13 protein-coding genes are annotated in these 16491 nt (G+C 67.5%); 5 read left to right on the top strand and 8 right to left on the bottom strand.

The window, feature by feature from the left end:
* Positions 1-94: 94 nt before the first annotated feature.
* The 4 genes from AC1AYD_RS00390 to AC1AYD_RS00375 all read left to right on the top strand — a co-directional run bounded on the left by AC1AYD_RS00390 (position 95) and on the right by AC1AYD_RS00375 (position 4830).
* Positions 95-430: a hypothetical protein gene (locus tag AC1AYD_RS00390; RefSeq protein ID WP_476544527.1), complete on the top strand. Its 336-nt coding sequence runs from the start codon at positions 95-97 to the stop codon at positions 428-430.
* A 1-nt stretch (position 431) separates the two neighbouring features.
* Entirely contained in the window at positions 432-2039 is a 1608-nt protein-coding gene (locus AC1AYD_RS00385; protein WP_476501992.1) for a PGAP1-like alpha/beta domain-containing protein, read from the top strand.
* A gap of 156 nt (positions 2040-2195) precedes the next feature.
* A complete protein-coding gene (locus tag AC1AYD_RS00380; RefSeq protein WP_476501993.1) occupies positions 2196-4016 on the top strand; it encodes an FtsX-like permease family protein in 1821 nt (606 codons plus the stop codon).
* Between the two features lie 85 nt (positions 4017-4101).
* The gene (locus AC1AYD_RS00375; protein ID WP_476544526.1) at positions 4102-4830 is read left to right on the top strand and encodes an ABC transporter ATP-binding protein; all 729 of its coding nucleotides are present in this window, start codon (positions 4102-4104) and stop codon (positions 4828-4830) included.
* Between the two features lie 17 nt (positions 4831-4847).
* Here AC1AYD_RS00375 and dnaE read toward each other — a convergent pair whose 3' ends face one another.
* Positions 4848-8399 carry a DNA polymerase III subunit alpha gene (gene dnaE / locus AC1AYD_RS00370; protein ID WP_476501995.1) on the bottom strand — a complete coding sequence of 1184 codons (3552 nt, stop codon included), beginning with the start codon at positions 8397-8399 and terminating at the stop codon, positions 4848-4850.
* 92 nt (positions 8400-8491) lie between these two features.
* Between dnaE and AC1AYD_RS00365 the strand changes: the two genes are divergently transcribed.
* Positions 8492-9706, top strand: coding sequence for a helix-turn-helix transcriptional regulator (locus AC1AYD_RS00365; RefSeq protein WP_476544525.1), 1215 nt, complete (start codon positions 8492-8494; stop codon positions 9704-9706).
* On the opposite strand, the gene AC1AYD_RS00360 is transcribed toward AC1AYD_RS00365, so the two are convergent.
* From AC1AYD_RS00360 to dusB, 7 genes are all read right to left on the bottom strand, one after another.
* Positions 9619-10617, bottom strand: coding sequence for an RluA family pseudouridine synthase (locus tag AC1AYD_RS00360; protein WP_476501997.1), 999 nt, complete (start codon positions 10615-10617; stop codon positions 9619-9621). The two genes, AC1AYD_RS00365 and AC1AYD_RS00360, sit on opposite strands and share 88 nt — an antisense overlap.
* Positions 10614-11171: a signal peptidase II gene (locus tag AC1AYD_RS00355; RefSeq protein ID WP_476501998.1), complete on the bottom strand. Its 558-nt coding sequence runs from the start codon at positions 11169-11171 to the stop codon at positions 10614-10616. Before AC1AYD_RS00355 ends, AC1AYD_RS00360 begins: the two co-directional genes overlap by 4 nt.
* 26 nt (positions 11172-11197) lie before the next feature.
* Positions 11198-12556, bottom strand: coding sequence for a DivIVA domain-containing protein (locus tag AC1AYD_RS00350; protein WP_476501999.1), 1359 nt, complete (start codon positions 12554-12556; stop codon positions 11198-11200).
* A gap of 138 nt (positions 12557-12694) precedes the next feature.
* Positions 12695-12976 carry a YggT family protein gene (locus AC1AYD_RS00345; protein WP_476502000.1) on the bottom strand — a complete coding sequence of 94 codons (282 nt, stop codon included), beginning with the start codon at positions 12974-12976 and terminating at the stop codon, positions 12695-12697.
* A 117-nt stretch (positions 12977-13093) separates the two neighbouring features.
* Positions 13094-13597, bottom strand: a complete 504-nt coding sequence (locus tag AC1AYD_RS00340) for a cell division protein SepF (protein WP_476502001.1) — start codon at positions 13595-13597, stop codon at positions 13094-13096.
* A gap of 37 nt (positions 13598-13634) precedes the next feature.
* A complete protein-coding gene (ftsZ, locus tag AC1AYD_RS00335; RefSeq protein ID WP_476502002.1) occupies positions 13635-15008 on the bottom strand; it encodes a cell division protein FtsZ in 1374 nt (457 codons plus the stop codon).
* 178 nt (positions 15009-15186) lie between these two features.
* Positions 15187-16434, bottom strand: a complete 1248-nt coding sequence (gene dusB / locus AC1AYD_RS00330; protein ID WP_476502003.1) for a tRNA dihydrouridine synthase DusB — start codon at positions 16432-16434, stop codon at positions 15187-15189.
* Between the last annotated feature and the right edge of the window lie 57 nt (positions 16435-16491).

Raw genomic sequence — 16491 nt, 5'->3', positions numbered from 1 at the left:
TCAAGCCACCGGACGAATGGTGGATAACGGGGGCTCCGACCACAGCCCCCGTTCCGGCTGGACGTGGAGCCGGCCGTTCCCGTTCAATGGCGGTATGAACACGCTGACCACCACATTCCCGGGCACGATGCGCATGTTCGCGTCGTCCGCCGCCGGCTCCCCCTCGTTCGGCCTCCAGCCGAAACCCATGTTCGACGATTCGTGCCGCTGCCATGAGGCGGTGCGGACCAGCCGCGGGCGCATCGCGGCCGTCGCCGTGGACACGCCGCGCGTGACCGGGCTCGTACGCGAGGCGCTCGCCTCATGCACCGGCCTCGACTGGGAGGGCAACGCCGCCTCCCTGTTCCGCGACCGGTTGCGGACCCTGGGCACGCCTTTGGACATGCACGACGACGACGCGGCCGCCACGGCCCGCATGGCGGAGGCGTGACATGGGCTGGCAGATCGTATCGCGCATCCACGGCGGGCACCAGTCCGCGCCCGCCACCGTCGAGGAGTTCCAAGCCGCGCAGGCCGCGCTGCGGGACGCCTCCAGCGAACTCACCGCCCATGCGCTCGCCTGGTCGAAGGCCGCCACCGACATCGCATCGGACCGTGCGAGCGTGCCCCTGTGCCCGGTGCTCTCCTCCGGAGCAGCGTCGATGGCCGGCAAGGAGCATACGACGCTCCCCTACGACGGGCTCATCGCCGCATGCCAGCGGCGCGCCGCCGAGATCAACGACACGTGCGCGAAGATCCGCGGCATGGAGGATCTGCTCGTGCGCGCCAACGCGCTGTATTCGGATGCCGAACGCCAGTCGCGGCGCGTCGTCACCGAACTCACGCAGGCGATCACGCAGGCCAGCCCCGTATGGGCCACGGCGGCCATGATCGGCGGCATCTCCGGCGGTCTCCTCTACGGCATGGGTGCGGAGCACGCCTACACGCCCGGATACGCCTCGTGGATCACGGCGCAGTTCCAGGAAGGCTACGTGTCGGGCATCGCGGCGAAGATCGCCGGCGTGGAGATCGGCAAGGGCGTGGTGCATACGGACGAGGTGAACCAGGCGGCCGGCAAAATCGGCAAATGGTCCGGCCCCATCAAGGACCTCTACCAAGGGAACACGCTGACCGTCAGACGCGTCGACGCCCGCGCGGACGTGGTGCGCGGCTCGTCGTCGGTCGGCGAATCGTTGGAGAACCTGCGCCGGCTCGGCGAGGAGCGGCTCGGCAAGGTCGACCTCGATTCCGGGCTCGTCTACGGCACGGTGGCGGTGCAGCGCTACGAGAAGGCGGACGGCTCCAACGCCTGGCTGGTCACCGTGCCCGGCACGGACGGCCAATGGGATTCCCCATTCGGATGGGAGCAGAACATCGAGCTGATGAGCGACGACCCCGAGCGACGGCGGCGCGCCGACAGCGCGCGCATGGTGGTCGAGGCGATGGAGCAGGCGGGCATCCGGCCGGACGAGCCGGTGGCGATCATCGGGCACTCGCAGGGAGGCATCGTGGCCGCGGCGATCGCCTCCGACGAATCGGAACGGTTCGACATCGAGCACATCGTGACCGCCGGATCGCCGATCGCGAACCATCCGATCCCCGAAGACACGTGGGTGACGAGCATCGAGATCGAGGACGAATTCGTCGCCGCGCTGGACGGCGCCGAGAACCCGGCGGACGAGCGTTGGCTGACGATCCGGGGCACGCTCGAACCGGCGCCGGACGTCGACGGGCCGCAGGTCGGCGAGGACGGCGTATGCGTGCCCGGCATCGATTCCGGCGTCTGGGGCGACAGCCCGTACGCGGCGGCCCCCGTCCAGGACCCGTCCGAGACGAAGGAGATGACCCACTGGCTCAAATACCATCAGGCCGCCTACCAGAACGCCTCGGATCTCGGCGGTACGCCGATGATCACGCACGAGAAGCATTTCGCGGACGTCATCGACGGCGAACTCAAGGAGACCCACTACTACGAGGGCCGCATCACCACCCGCGCCGCACAGCCCCAGGCCGACGCGGCCGGCGACGGGAACACGCGCATGACGCGTGCCGCCGACTAGCTTCCAGCGCGCGTTCAGGAAACTCCCCTGATTTCCACGCCGATCGCACCGGGAGACCTTCAGCATGCGGCAAGGGCGCTTCCATGCCCGCGCCGCATGCTGGAGCCGTGGCGTGGGGCGCAGGGCCCGGCGCATGGAAGCGAAAAAGGAACACCCATGTTCGTGTTGAAGAACGCATGGCGATCGGTCGTGCGCAACAAGGGACGCAACATCCTCATCGTCGTCATCGTGGCAATCATCGCTGCGGCCGCGACGATCGGGCTGTCCATCAGGAACGCCGCCGAGACCGCGCGCGAGACCGGCCTCGCCTCGACGAGCGTCACCGCCACGATCGGCGTGGACCGCGAGGCGATGATGAGCAAGGCGAAACAGGCCTCCTCGTCGGATTCGTCCGACTCCTCGGATTCGTCGGGCTCATCCAAGCAGCCCGATTTCGGATCGATGCGCGACGCGCTCGACCAGAGCGCGCTCTCCCTCGCCGACTATGAGAAATACGCGAAGGCGGCCAGCGTCGACGTGGGCACCTACTACACGGAGACCACGTCCGTGAACGGCACCGACGCGTTCCAGCCGGTCGAATCGACCACGTCGAATGAGGCGAACTCCACCGACTCCTCGTCGTCCGCCTCATCCGGCTCCGGCTCATCCGACTCCGCCGCGTCCGGCGACGCGCAGGGCGGCGACGGCCAAGGCGGCGGTCCGGGCGGCATGGGCGGCCAAGGCGGCGGCATGGGCATGGACTCCGGCGACTTCTCGCTCGTCGGATTCTCCTCCGACGAGGCCGTCGCCGCCGCGGAGAACGGCACGTTCACGATGTCCAGCGGCAAGGTGTTCGGCTACGGCTCCTCCAGCGACGGCGACGTGATCGTCTCCAAGGCGCTCGCCGACTTCAACGGGCTCAAGGTGGGCGACACGATCACCGTGGCCGACCTGTCCGGAGACGACACGACCTACGAGCTGACCATCGTCGGCATCTACAAGAACGCGACCTCGTCGAACACGGGCGCGAACGGCCCGATGGGCGGCACCTCCTCCGATCCGGACAACGCGATCTACACGTCGGTGAGCACGCTGAAGAAGCTCGGCCTGTCCACCGAATCGTCCGGCTCCTCCGATTCCTCGTCCGATTCCTCCTCCTCGGACTCCTCCACCACGCAGACCTCCGCCTCCCGCACCCAGCTGAACTTCACCTACGTGCTGGGCGGCAAGGACGACTACGAGACGTTCGTCAAGGACGTCGAGAAGGCGGGCCTCGACGACACGTACACCGTCTCCTCCGCCGACGTCGAGAACTACGAGTCCAGCCTCGTGCCGCTCGACAACCTCGCCAAGTTCGCGCTGACCCTGCTGATCATCGTGCTGGCCGTGGGCGCCGTGGTGCTCGTCGTCCTCAACCTGTTCAACGTGCGCGAACGCAAATACGAGGTGGGCGTGCTCACCGCCATCGGCATCCGCAAATCGAAGGTCGCCGCCCAGTTCGTCGTCGAGCTGCTCATCGTCACGATGATCGGCATCGCGCTCGGCGTGGCCGGCGGCGCCGCGGCCTCGGTACCCGTCTCGAACCAGCTGCTCGCCCAGCAGGTCTCCTCGCAGGAGTCCGAGGCGTCGAGCCGTCAGGCCCAGTTCGGCCGTGCCGCGGACATGCCCGGCGCGCCCGGCGGTTCGAACGGCTCCTCCTCGTCCGATTCCTCCTCGGATGATTCGTCATCGTCCAACGGCTCCTCGAACGGTTCCTCGGATTCCGGCTCCTCCTCCGATGCGCAATCCTCCCAGCCGGCGCGTTCCGGAGGCCAGGGCGGCCCCGGCGGATTCTCGCAGGCAGTCGACTATGTGAGCGAGATCGACGCGACCGTGAACCTCAAGGTCGTCGGTCAGCTCGTGCTCATCGGCCTCGCGCTGACGCTCGTCTCCGCCCTGGCCGGCATCGTCGCGATCATCCGCTACGAACCGCTCCAGATCCTCGCCGACCGCTCCTGACCCGTAAAGTATCGGCCCCCTCTGACGAGGGGGCTGTCGGCGAAGCCGACTGGGGGAGAGACCCCCATTCCCGAAAGGACATCACATGACCACCGAAACCACAATCGTCGAAACCGTCGATACCACGGAAGCCGCCGCCCCGACCCCCGGACCCCGCACCGTCCTGGAGATGGACCACGTGTCCTACTCGTACACGAAGGGCGGCAAGAAGGTCGTCGACGACCTGAGCCGCGGCTTCCACGCCGGCGCCGTGACCGCGATCGTCGGCCCGTCCGGCGCCGGCAAGACCACCGTGCTCTCGCTGCTGTCCGTGCTCACCGGCCCGACCGAGGGCCGCATCCTCTACAACGGCGCCGATCTGGCGAAATCGGACCGCTACCGGTTCCGCAGCCACGACATCGGCGTGATCTTCCAGAGCTTCAACCTGCTGCCGGCCCTGACCGTCGAGGAGAACATCACCCTGTCGATGGAGGCGTCCGGCAAGACCTTCGACAGACCGAAGCACGATATCGTCGTCGAACTGCTCGCCAAGGTGAGGCTGCCCGCCGAATACGCGAACGAACGCATCCTGCACCTGTCGGGCGGCGAGCAGCAGCGCGTGGCGATCGCCCGCGCGCTCGGCTACGATCCGGACATCATCCTGGCGGACGAGCCGACCGGCAACCTGGACATGGCCACGCAGGACGACATCATGGCAATCTTCCGCTCGCTCGCCCATGAGGAGGGCAAATGCGTCATCATCGTGACGCACTCCCCCGCCGTCGCCGACCAGTCCGACGAGGTCTTCGAGCTCAAGCCCCTCCGCCGCCGGTAGCGCGCGCCGCCCCGGCGCTACGCGGCGGGCAGGCAGCTGGGGCCGAACAGGATCTTCAGTTCGGCGAACAGCGAGGTGTCGCGTTTCACACGGAACCGGTCGCCGAACGTGAGGACCTCGGCCTTGCCGTCGCCGTCCACGATGGCGAGTTTCACCTCGCAGTACCCGGGATGGTTGGTGAGCACCTGGCCGAGCTGCATGACGTGCTCGCGGCTCAGCGCCACCTCGGGCAGGGTGATGACGACCGGCCGTTCGTCCTCCGCCTCGAGCGACGGCACGTCGAGCTCGGTGGCCCGGAGCGAGACGGCCTCGTCGCGCAGCTCCACCTGGCCGCGCACCTGCACGACCTCGTCCTGTTTGAGGTTCGGCGCGGCCGCCTCGTACACCTTGCCGAAGAACAGGCATTGGATGGACGCCTCGAGATCCTCGATGGTGACGAGCGCCCACGGGTTGCCCTTCTTGGAGACGCGCTTGTCGACCTTGGTGACGATGCCGGCGAGCGTGACCTGCTGGCCCTCCCCCATCGTCTTCGCCCGGTCGATGAGATGCGCGATCGACATCTCGCGCAGGCCGGCGAGCACGGCGGTCATGCCGGAGAGCGGATGGTCGGACACGTACAGGCCGAGCATCTCCCGTTCGAAGTTGAGGCGGGTCTTCTTGTCCCAATCCTCGATGTCGGGCACGGTGACGTCCGCGTCGCCCATCGCCTCGGCGCCGCCGTCCTCGTCGTCGGAGAACAGGTCGAACTGGCCCTCCGCCTGCTTGCGCTTCAATCCGACGACCGAATCGATGGCGGTCTCGTGAATCTGGAACAGGGCGCGGCGGTTCGGGTCGATCGAATCGAACGCGCCCGCCTTGATCAGCGATTCGACGAGACGCTTGTTGAGCGCGGTCAACGGCACGCGACGGATGAAGTCCATGAAGTTCACGTACTTGCCGTGTCCGCCGGAACGTTCGGCGATGATGTCGGCCACCGCCTTGTCGCCCACGTTGCGGATCGCGCCGAGGCCGAAGCGCACGACGTCGCCGACGGCCGAGTACGCGAGCTGCGACTCGTTGACGTCCGGCGAGAGCACCTGGATGCCCATGCGGCGCGCCTCGCCCAGATACAGGGCGGTCTTGTCCTTGTTGTCCTTCGTGCCCTGGAGCAGCGCGGCCATGAACTCGACCGGGTAGTGGGTCTTCAGGTACGCGGTCCAGTACGAGATGAGGCCGTAGGCGGCGGAGTGCGCCTTGTTGAACGCGTATCCGGAGAACGGGACGAGGATGTCCCACACGGCCTGCGCGGACTCCTCCGAATAGCCGTGCTCCTTCATGCCGGCGAAGAACGGCACCTTCTCCTTGGCCAGCACCTCCGGCTTCTTCTTGCCCATGGCGCGTCGGAGCACGTCGGCCTTGCCGAGCGAGTAGCCGGCGAGGATTCGCGCGGCGGACTGCACCTGCTCCTGGTAGATGATCAGGCCGTACGTCTCGTCGAGCACCTGCTTCAACGGCTCGTCGAGCTCCGGGTGGATCGGCGTGATCTTCTGCAGGCCGTTCTTGCGCTTCGCGTAGTTGATGTGCGATTCCATCGACATCGGGCCCGGTCGGTACAGGGCGATCAATGCGGAGATGTCGTTGAAGTTGTCGGGCTTGAGCATCTTGAGCAGCGAGCGCATGCCGTCGGAATCGAGCTGGAACACGCCGAGCGTGTCGCCGCGCGACAGCAGCTCGTAGGTGGGCTTGTCGTCGAGCGGGATCTTCGTGTAGTCGATCGCCTCTTTGCCGTTGGCGACGATGTTCTTCAGCGTGTCCTGGATGACCGTCAAGTTGGACAGGCCGAGGAAGTCCATCTTGACCAGGCCCAGCGTCTCGCACGTATGGTATTCGAACGTGGTCGTGACGGTGCCGTCGGTGCGTTCCAGCAGCGGCGACGTGTCGGTGATCGGCGCGCTTCCCATGATCGTGGCGCAGGCGTGCACGCCGGTCTGGCGGATCAGGCCCTCGATGGTCTTCGCCTTGTCGACGATCTGGTGCGCGTCATGGTCGGATTCGTACAGTTCGCGGAACTCGCGCGCCTCGGCGAAGCGCTTCGACGTGGGGTCGAAGATCTCCTTGAGCGACGCGTCCTTGCCGTTCTTCGACGGCGGCAGCGCCTTGGTGACCTTCTCGCCCATCGAGAACTCGTAGCCCATGATGCGCGCCGAGTCCTTCAGCGCCTGCTTGGTCTTGATGACGCCGTAGATCACGCACTGGGCGACCTTGTCGTGGCCGTATTTCTCGCCGCAGTAGTTGATCACGTCGAGGCGGCCGTCCGGGTCGAAGTCGACGTCGATATCCGGCAGGGAGACGCGTTCCGGGTTGAGGAACCTCTCGAAGATGAGGCCGTGCTCCAGCGGGTCGAGCTCTGTGATGCCCATCGCGTAGGCGACCATCGAGCCTGCGGCGGAGCCTCGGCCGGGGCCGACCATGATGTCGTGGTCCTTCGCCCACTGGATGTAGTCGGCGACGACGAGGAAGTAGCCGCAGAACTGCATCTGGCAGATGATGCCGCACTCGTAGTCCGCCTGCTTCGACACGTGTTCGGGCACGTTGCCGTCGTAGCGGCGCTCCAGTCCCTCCTCGACCTTCTTGAGGAACAGCGAGGCCTCGTCCCAGCCTTCCGGGCAGGGGAACTGGGGCATGAACGCGCCGTCCTCGTGGTCGTCGAAGATCACGTTGCAGCGTTCGGCGATCTCCAGCGTGTTGTCGCACGCCTCGGGGAACTCCTTGAAGAGCTCGCGCATCTCGGCGGCCGGCTTGATGTAGTAGCCGGTGCCGTCGAACTTGAAGCGGTCCGGGTCGTCGAGGTGGGAGCCGGAGTTGATGCACAGCATCGCGTCCTGCGCCTCCGCGTCCTCGGCGTGCACGTAGTGGGAGTCGTTGGTGGCGAGCAGCGGCGCGTCCAGCCGCTTCGCGATGTCGAGCAGGCCCGCGGTGACCTCCTTCTCGATCTTGAGACCATGGTCCATGAGCTCGATGAAGAAGTTGTCGCGGCCGAAGATGTCCTGGAATTCGCCGGCGGCGCGCAGCGCCTCGTCGAACTGTCCGAGGCGCAGCCTGGTCTGGATGATGCCGGACGGGCATCCGGACGAGGCGATCACGCCTTTCGAGTAGGTGGCGAGCACCTCCTTGTCCATACGCGGGTAGCGCTGGACGCGGCCTTCGAGGTTCGCCACGGAGCTCGCCTTGATGAGGTTGACGAGGCCTTCGTCGTTCTCCGCCCACATCGTCATGTGGGTGATGAGGCCGCCGCCGGAGACGTCGTCGCGGCGCTGGTCCTCGGTGCCCCAGTGCACGCGGGACTTGTCCTGGCGCGCGGTCTCCGGCGTCACGTACGCCTCGATGCCGATGATCGGCTTGACGCCGTTGGCCACGCAGTTCGTGTACATCTCGTACGCGCCGTGCATGTTGCCGTGGTCGGTGATCGCCACGGCCGGCATGCCGAGCTCGGCCGTGTACTTGGCGAGATCCGGGATCTTGGACGCCCCGTCGAGCAGCGAATAGTGCGTGTGGTTGTGCAGATGAACGAAGTCTCCCGAATTGGCCATGCGTTCCACCCTACCGCACGCCCTGTTCAGGGCCTTTCGGCCACGGGCGTAGGATGGTGTTCACCGATGAGGGTCGCAGGAAGGGAGCCGGCATGACTCGTAAGGCCGATGGCGCCGCGGCGGGGGCCGCCCGCGCGCCCAAGACGCCCACCGCGCAGATCGTGGTGGAGATCATCGAACTGCTCGCGGCGCATACGGACCGCGAGCACGGGCTCACCGCCTCGGAGATCGCGCAGACGCTGGGGGTGAACGAGAAGACCGTGCGCAACCATCTGCGCGCGTTCGAGTCCATGACGCCGATCGGCCGCAAGGTCGGGCATCTCGACCGCGCCGATCTCGTGCACGCGGAAAGCCCCGACCCGCGCCCCGGCTGGTACATCGACCCGGTCTTCGACACCGCGCAGATGCGGCTGCTCACCGACGGCGTGATGCTCTCCCGACCGGACGGCGAATACCTGCGCGACCTCATCGCGAAGATCTACTCGTTCGCCGGGCGTTCCGGCCAGCTGCGCGGCCTGAGCAGGCTCGAGACGCCGAAGAACTACAACACGGAGTTCCTCAACAACATCGAGGTGCTCAACGACGCGATCGACCATGAGCGCGTCATCGAATTCCATTACTGCACGTACGACACGGACGGCGTGCTCGTGCCCCGCCGCGACGCCGCCGGCAGGGCGCGCGTGTACCGGGCCGACCCGTACCATCTCATGTACAAGAACAACATGTACTATCTCGTGTGCCACATGCACATCTACGACGGGCTGGCCTACCTGCACGTGGACCGTCTGCGCGACCTGAGGATCGACGACGCCGACCATTCCGTCTCGCATCTTCTCGACGATTTCAGCGACACGCCCGGCGAGCCGTTCGACATCGACCGGCATATGGCGGAGCGCCCCTACCCGGTGAAGGGCCCCGCGGTGCCGATCCGCATGCGCATCGCCGGCCCCTTGGAGCCGTTGTTCGACTGGTTCGACGACGCGCAGGTCACCCGGCTCCCACAGCCTCCCGCCGGGACGGCGGCGAGGGACGGCGAAGGCGGAAAGCGCGCGAAAGGCGCGAAAGGCGCGGAGCCCGTCTACGAGGTACGGGTCCGCGCCAACGAGAAGGCCACCCTGTGGTGGGCGCTGCAGTATGCGGACGGCGGGAACATCGAGATCCTCGAGCCGCAGTCCCTGCGCGACAGCCTGCGCGAGGTGGGCGAACGCCTCGCCCGCACCTATGCCGCGAACGGGTCCGCGGCGGGCGCCTCCGCATCCGCGGTCTCCGACGCCGCCTCCGCATCCGCTGCCGGCGCTTCCGCGTGACGGGCGCGCATCACGTCGAGCGCATGCTCCAAATCGGCCGGATAGCTTGACGTGACGGTCGTCCACACGTGCGTGCGCGGGTGACGGAACTCCAGCTGCATCGCGTGCAGCCATTGGCGTTCCAAGCCGAGCTCGGCGGCCAGCACCGGGTTCGCGCCGTACATGTGGTCGCCGGCGAGCGGATGCCCGATCGACGAGAAATGCACGCGGATCTGGTGCGTGCGACCGGTCTCGAGGTTCACGGAGACGAGCGTCGCCTCCGAACCGAACCGCTCCATCACGTCCCAATGCGTGACGGCGGGCTTGCCCGACGGTGTCACGCAGAAGCGGAAATCGGAGACCTTCGCTCGCCCGATCGGCGCGTCGATGGTCGCCTTGTCCTGTCTGAGCGAGCCCTGCACGAGCGCGTGATACGTCTTGACGACCTCGTGCTCGGCGAACTGCCGACGCATCTCCACATACGCGAGATCGGATTTGCATACGAGCATGAGGCCGCTCGTGCCCACGTCGAGCCGTGAGACGATGCCCTCGCGCCCGGCGGCGCCGTACGAGGTGATGTGCACGCCGCGGTCGCGCAGCGAGCCAAGCACGGTCGGTCCGGTCCAGCCGACGGACGCGTGCGCGGCGACGCCGACCGGCTTGTCGACCACGACCACGTCGTCGTCCTCGTAGACGACGGCCATGTCCGTGGCAATCGGCTCCGGCGCCTTGCGCTCCTCGACGAGATCGAATTCGACGGTCTCCCCCGCCTGCAGGATGCCGGATTTCGCGATGGAGCGGTCGAGCACCTTCGCCTGTCCGGTGTCGATGAGTTCGGCGGCCTTCGAACGGGAGACGCCGAGCATCTTGGAGACGGCCACGTCGAACCGCCTGCCGACCAGCGCGTCGGGCGCCGGCGCGAGGCGGCTCATGCGACGCCGCCTTCCGCGCCTTCGCCGTCCGCCACGGCGGCGGCGCGCTCCCCCGCCTTCCCGCCGTCACGGGCGCCGAACGGCACGTCGAAGAGGATCATGAGCACGATGGCCACGCCGGCGGCCATGAGGAAGATGTCCGCCACGTTGCCCACGGACCATCCGTAGTTGAGGAAGTCGACGACCTTGCCGTCGAGGAAGCCCGACGCGTAGACGACGCGGTCGATGAGATTGCCGAGCGCGCCGGCGAACGCCAACGCGAACGCCGCCGACCATGCCGTCGACGCGGTCCGCCACGCGAGCGCGGCGAGCACGACGCAGGCGACGATGGCGAGCAGCGAGATCACCCACGTGGCGCCCGATCCGAAGCCGAGTGACGCGCCCGGGTTGCGTACCAGCGTGAGCGACAGCAGGCCGGGGATGACGCGCACGGTGCGACCGTCCGACAGCGCGGACAGCGCCCACAGTTTCGTGAGCTGGTCGACGGCCAGCGCGATGACGGTGACGCAAGCAAAGACGGCCACGCGAATGCGCGGCCGTCCATGATGAACCATGTTCATACCGGGATGCGTACCTGCGATCAGTCGCCGGACTGCTCGGTCTGGCTGTAGGTGTTGTTGTCCGACACCTGGTTGACCAGCTGGCCGAGGAACTCGGTGAGGCGGGCGCGGTACTCGGTCTCGAACTGCTTGAGGCCCTGGATGTTGCCCTCGATGGCCTTGGCCTCGTGGGTCAGGTTCTCACGCACCTGGTTCGCGTAGTCGTCGGCGGCGGTACGGGTCTTCTTGCCGTAGTCCTCGGCCTCGTTGCGGGTCTTGACGCCATAGTCGTCGGCTTCCTTGCGGGTCTGCTTGCCGTACTCGTCGGCGGCGGTACGGACCTTCTGGTCGTACTCGGCGGCGCGGCGCTGGACCTCGGCCTCGTACTGGTCGGCCTCGTTGTGCTTGGTGCCGAGGTAGGTGTCGGCGTCCTGACGGGTCTTGACCGAGTAGGCATCGGCGTCGGAGCGAGTGCGCTTCGAGTAGGCGTCGGCGTCGGAGTGGACGCGCTTGTTGTACTCGTCGGCCTCAGTGCGGGTGCGGTTGGAGTAGTCGTTGGCCTTGCCGATCAGGTCGTTGTAGTCGTTCTGGCTCTTCTCGGTGATCTCCTTGGCCTTCGCCTTGCCCTTGTCCACATACTGGTCATGCAGCTGCATGGCGAGGGTGAGCATGGCGGTCGCGCGCTCCGGCTCGCTGCCGGCGCCGACGGCCGCGCCGGCGATCTTGCGCAGGGAGCCGGTCTCGGTGTCGGGCTCGACCTTGGCGACCTGCTCGCGCAGCTGGTTCTCGCGCTTCTTGGACTCCTCGAGCTGGCGGGTGAGCTCCTGGACCTGCTGCGCCTGCTGCTGCAGACCGGAGGCCTGCTGCTGGAAGGCGGCGATCTTGCGGGACATGTCCTCGGCCTGGGCACGGAACTGGTCGCGCTCTTTCTGGACGGCCGCGATCTGCTGGGCGACGGCGTCCTGGTTGCCGGAGGCCTGGGCGGCCTGGGCGGTGAGCTGGTCGATCTGCGCGTTGAGCTGGTCGACCTGGGCCTTGAGCTGCTCGTTCTGGGAGGAGAGGGCCTTGTTGGAGGACTCCGCCTCGGCCAGCTTGGCCGCGACGGCCTGCGCCTGGTCGCCGCCGGCGGCCGCCTGCTTGGCGGCGTCCTTGAGCTTGTCGTTCTCGTCCTGGAGCTGCTGCACCGTTGCATTCAGCTCGGAGATCTTCTTGTTCAGGGCGGTCACATCCGGACCCAGCGCCTGGGTCGACTGGCCGGCGACCGCCTGCTTGCCGAGCGCCTCGACGGTCTCGGTGACCTGGTCGAGGAAATCGTCGACCTCGTCGACGTCGTATCCTTCCTTGAAGCGCACCGTCTGGAACGTGCGCTCCCTGATGTCCTTAGGCGTCAACAGAGCCATAAATCTACACCTCGCTTTGGGGCTGTGCCTCGCTTACGTTGGTATCAACACATGACATTAGCACGTCCCCCCAGCATTCATGCAGTATTTCCGCGTTTGCGGACGGATGACACGCCCATGGGCGCGCTCACGGGCCGGTCAGATGAGCGCGCGGAGCACCACGAGGACGAAGTACAGGACGATGAAGCTCATATCGAGCGCGACGGCGCCGAGACGCAGCGGCGGGATGTAGCGGCGCAGCCATTTGAGCGGCGGCTCGGTGACGCTGTACACGATGTCGATGAGCTTGGCGACGAGGCCCCTCGGGTACCAGCGGGGCGCGAGCAGCGCCGCCCAGTCGAGGATCATGCGGATGAACAGCACGGTGATGTAGGCGTCGATCAGACCGTCGACGAGGCGCGTCAGGATGAGGAACAGCATGCCTCCACCGTATCAGCCCCGCTGGGAACAGGCTGGGTGTTCGCTGATGACATACCGAAACGTCCCCGCGGCTTTCGGCTGCGGGGACGTGGAAGGGCGATGCGGGAACCGTGTGGCTCAGTCGGCGAACAGGTCGCGCGCGCTGTTGGCGTTGGCCGATTCCTCGACCTTGATGTTCACCTGTGACGGGCTCAGCAGGAACACGCGCGGCGTGACCCGCTCCATCGAACCGTGCACGCCGAACACCACGCCGGCGGAGAAGTCCACGATGCGGTAGGCGACGGCCTCGGGCACGCCCGTCAGGTTGAGCACGACCGGCACGCCGTCGCGGATCGCGCGGCCGACCATCTGCGCGTCCTCGTAGGACTTCGGATGGATGGTCGTGATGCGGCTGAGACGCCCCTGGAACGGGTTGGCGACGCGCGTGGACGAGGACGGGGACGAGGCGGCCGACGCCGGGACGGCGGGCTTCGTCGGCATCGGGGTCACCGTATGGTCGGAGTCGAACGAACCCGCGGGTTCCGGGGTCTCCGGTTCCTCGTCGATGTCGAAATCGTCATCGTTCTCGGAGACGTCGGACATGCCCAGATAGGACATCGCGTTCTTCATGAACCCTGCCATGGCTTAACCCTTTCTCGTCGTCGTTGTCGTCTTGCCGTCAGCGCAGGAAATCGGGGATGTCGAGGTCTCCGGCCGGATCGTTCGCGTCGGGCGCGTACGGGTACTCCTGGTAGGGGTTCCGGTAGTGGTACGGCTGCTGGGCCGGAATCCCGCCGGTGGTCGGGGCGAAGGTGAACGGCGACTGGTCGGGCTGGGCGGTGGACGGCTGCGGCGTGGCGGCCGGGGCCTGCTGCGGCTGCGCGGGGGTCGGCGTGGCGGCCGGAGCCGCGGGAGCGGCGGGCTGGGCCTGCGGCTGGGCGGACGGGGCCGCCGGCTGCGCGGGGGCGGCCGGCTGAGCAGGAGCGGCGGGCTGCGCGGGAGCCTGCTGGGCGGCGGGAGCCGCGTCGCGGGCGGCCTTCGCCTGCTGGGCGGCGACGGCGAGCGGCTGCGCGTCGTTCGCCTCGGCCTGTTCCTTGGCGGTGTCGAAGCCGGCGGCGATGACGGTGACGCGCACCTCGTCGCCGTAGGCGTCGTCAAGGGCGAGGCCCCAGATGATCTGGGCCTCGGGGTGGATGGCCTTGCGCACGAGCTCGACGGCGGCGGAGGCCTCCTGCAGGCCGATGTCGGTCGGGCCGGCCACGTTGATGAGCGCGCCGTGGGCGCCTTCGATGCTCTCCTCGAGCAGCGGCGAGCTGATGGCCAGCTCGGCGGCCTGGGTGGCGCGGTCCTCGCCGCGCGCGGAACCGATGCCGAACAGCGCGGTGCCGGCGCCGCGCAGGATCGCGGTGACGTCGGAGAAGTCCACGTGGATGTACGAGTTGGAGGTGATGAGGTCGGTGATGCCCTGGACGCCGGACAGCAGCGCGGAATCCGCGGTCTTGAACGCGTCCATGATCGTGATGGAGCGGTCGGACAGCTCGAGCAGACGGTCGTTCGGAATGACGATGAGGGCGTCGACCTCCTGACGGAGGTTGTCGATGCCGAGCTCGGCGGAGGCGGCGCGCTGCGGGCCCTCGAACGAGAACGGACGGGTGACCACCGCGATGGTGAGCGCGCCCTGCTGGTGGGCGGCGCGCGCGACAATCGGGCTGGCGCCGGTGCCGGTGCCGCCGCCCTCGCCGCAGGTGACGAACACCATGTCGGCGCCCTTGAGGGACTCCTCGATGTCGGACTGGTGGTCCTGCGCGGCCTTCGCGCCCTTCTCCGGGTCGGCGCCCGCGCCGAGGCCGCGGCTGGACTGGTCGGACAGGGAGATCTTCACATCGGCCTCGGAGCGCAGCAGGTCCTTGGCGTCGGTGTTGACGGCGATGAACTCAACGTTCTGAAGACCTTCGGCGATCATGCGGTTGACGGCGTTGCCGCCGGCACCGCCTACGCCGACGACCTTGATGTTGGTCTTGTCGTTGAACTCAGTCTGGGCGTTCTCGCTCACGTTTGGCTCCTGTCACTTCACGGTTACACCCTAGACTAGCGCAGGGCTCCCCCGTATTGTGTGATATTTTCGCGCGTGTAACGCGTATTTCACGGCGATGACGACGTTTTCATCGCACACCGCTCCCGACGTCGGTCCCGGGCGTCGGCTCCCGGTGCCATGGCGTCAGTAACCGGCGTCAGTAGCCGGCGTCCATCGGGTCGTCGCCGAAGAGCGTCTCGCGCTCCTCATGGCTGGTCGTGCGCGACTCGAGCCAGCCGTACGGCAGATGCACCTTCTTGGCGAACCGCACGCGCCCGCGCGGCTTGTCCACCACGCGCTCGGGGAACGTGACGTCCGGGTCGAGGCGCGCGATCTCGCGGTCCACGTCGGCCAGGGACTCGCATTCCATGAACGCCTTGCGCGTGGACCCGCCCACCGGGAACCCCTTGAGGTACCAGGCGATGTGCTTGCGCAGATCGTGCACGGCCATGCGCTCGTCGCCGTCGTAGAACTCGACGAGCAGGCCGGCATGGCGGCGGATCACGCGGCATACCTCGCCGAGCGTCGGGTTGAAGCGTTCGTCCGAGCCCTCGAAGGCGTGTTTGATGTCGGCGAACAGCCACGGGCGGCCCTGGCAGCCGCGGCCGATGGCCACGCCGTCGCATCCGGTCTCGCGGATCATCGCGAGCGCGTCGTCTGCGCCCCAGATGTCGCCGTTGCCGAACACGGGGATGTCGAGCCGCTCCTTGAGCTCGCCGATGCGGCTCCAATCGGAGTGTCCGCCGTAGTATTCGGCGGTGGTGCGCGCGTGCAGCGTGACGGCCGCGCACCCCTCCTCCTGCGCGATATGGCCGGCTTCGAGGAAGGTCTCGCGGTCGTGGTCGATGCCGACGCGGATCTTCGCGGTGACCGGGATGCCGGCCTCGCCGCACACCTTGACGACGCGGCGGATGAGATCCGTGTAAATGTCGGTCTTCCACGGCAGGGCGGAACCGCCGCCGCGGCGCGTCACCTTGGGCACCGGGCAGCCGAAGTTGAGGTCCACGTGGTCGGCCATATGCTCGTCGACGACGATGCGAGCCGCCTGTTCGACGATGGCCGGGTTCACGCCGTACAACTGGAGCGAGCGCACGCGTTCGGAGGGCGCGAACCGGCACAGGCGCAGGGCCTTCGGGTTGCGGGCGACGAGCGCGCGGGCGGTGATCATCTCCGCCACGTACAGGCCGTCGGGCCCGTATTCCTCGCAGATCACGCGGAACGGCCAGTTGGTCACGCCGGCCATCGGCGAGAGCACGACGGGCGTCGGCACGCTGATGTTCCCGAGCCTGACCGGCGCGATGGCCGGGGCGGGTTCGCCGGCCGCGCGGCGCGGCGCGTCCGTGCGCGGGTCGAGATCGTCCGTCTCGTGTGGCGCGTTGATGATGGTTTCGGTGATGTCGCTCACTGTCACAGGCCTTCCGCTCGTTGCTGGGGGTTCGGGACATACGGGCCCCCTCTGACG

The organism is Bifidobacterium sp. LH_426 (assembly GCF_056356875.1).
Note: the sequence above shows the minus strand (reverse complement) of the source record. Positions and strands in the feature narration are given on the sequence as shown.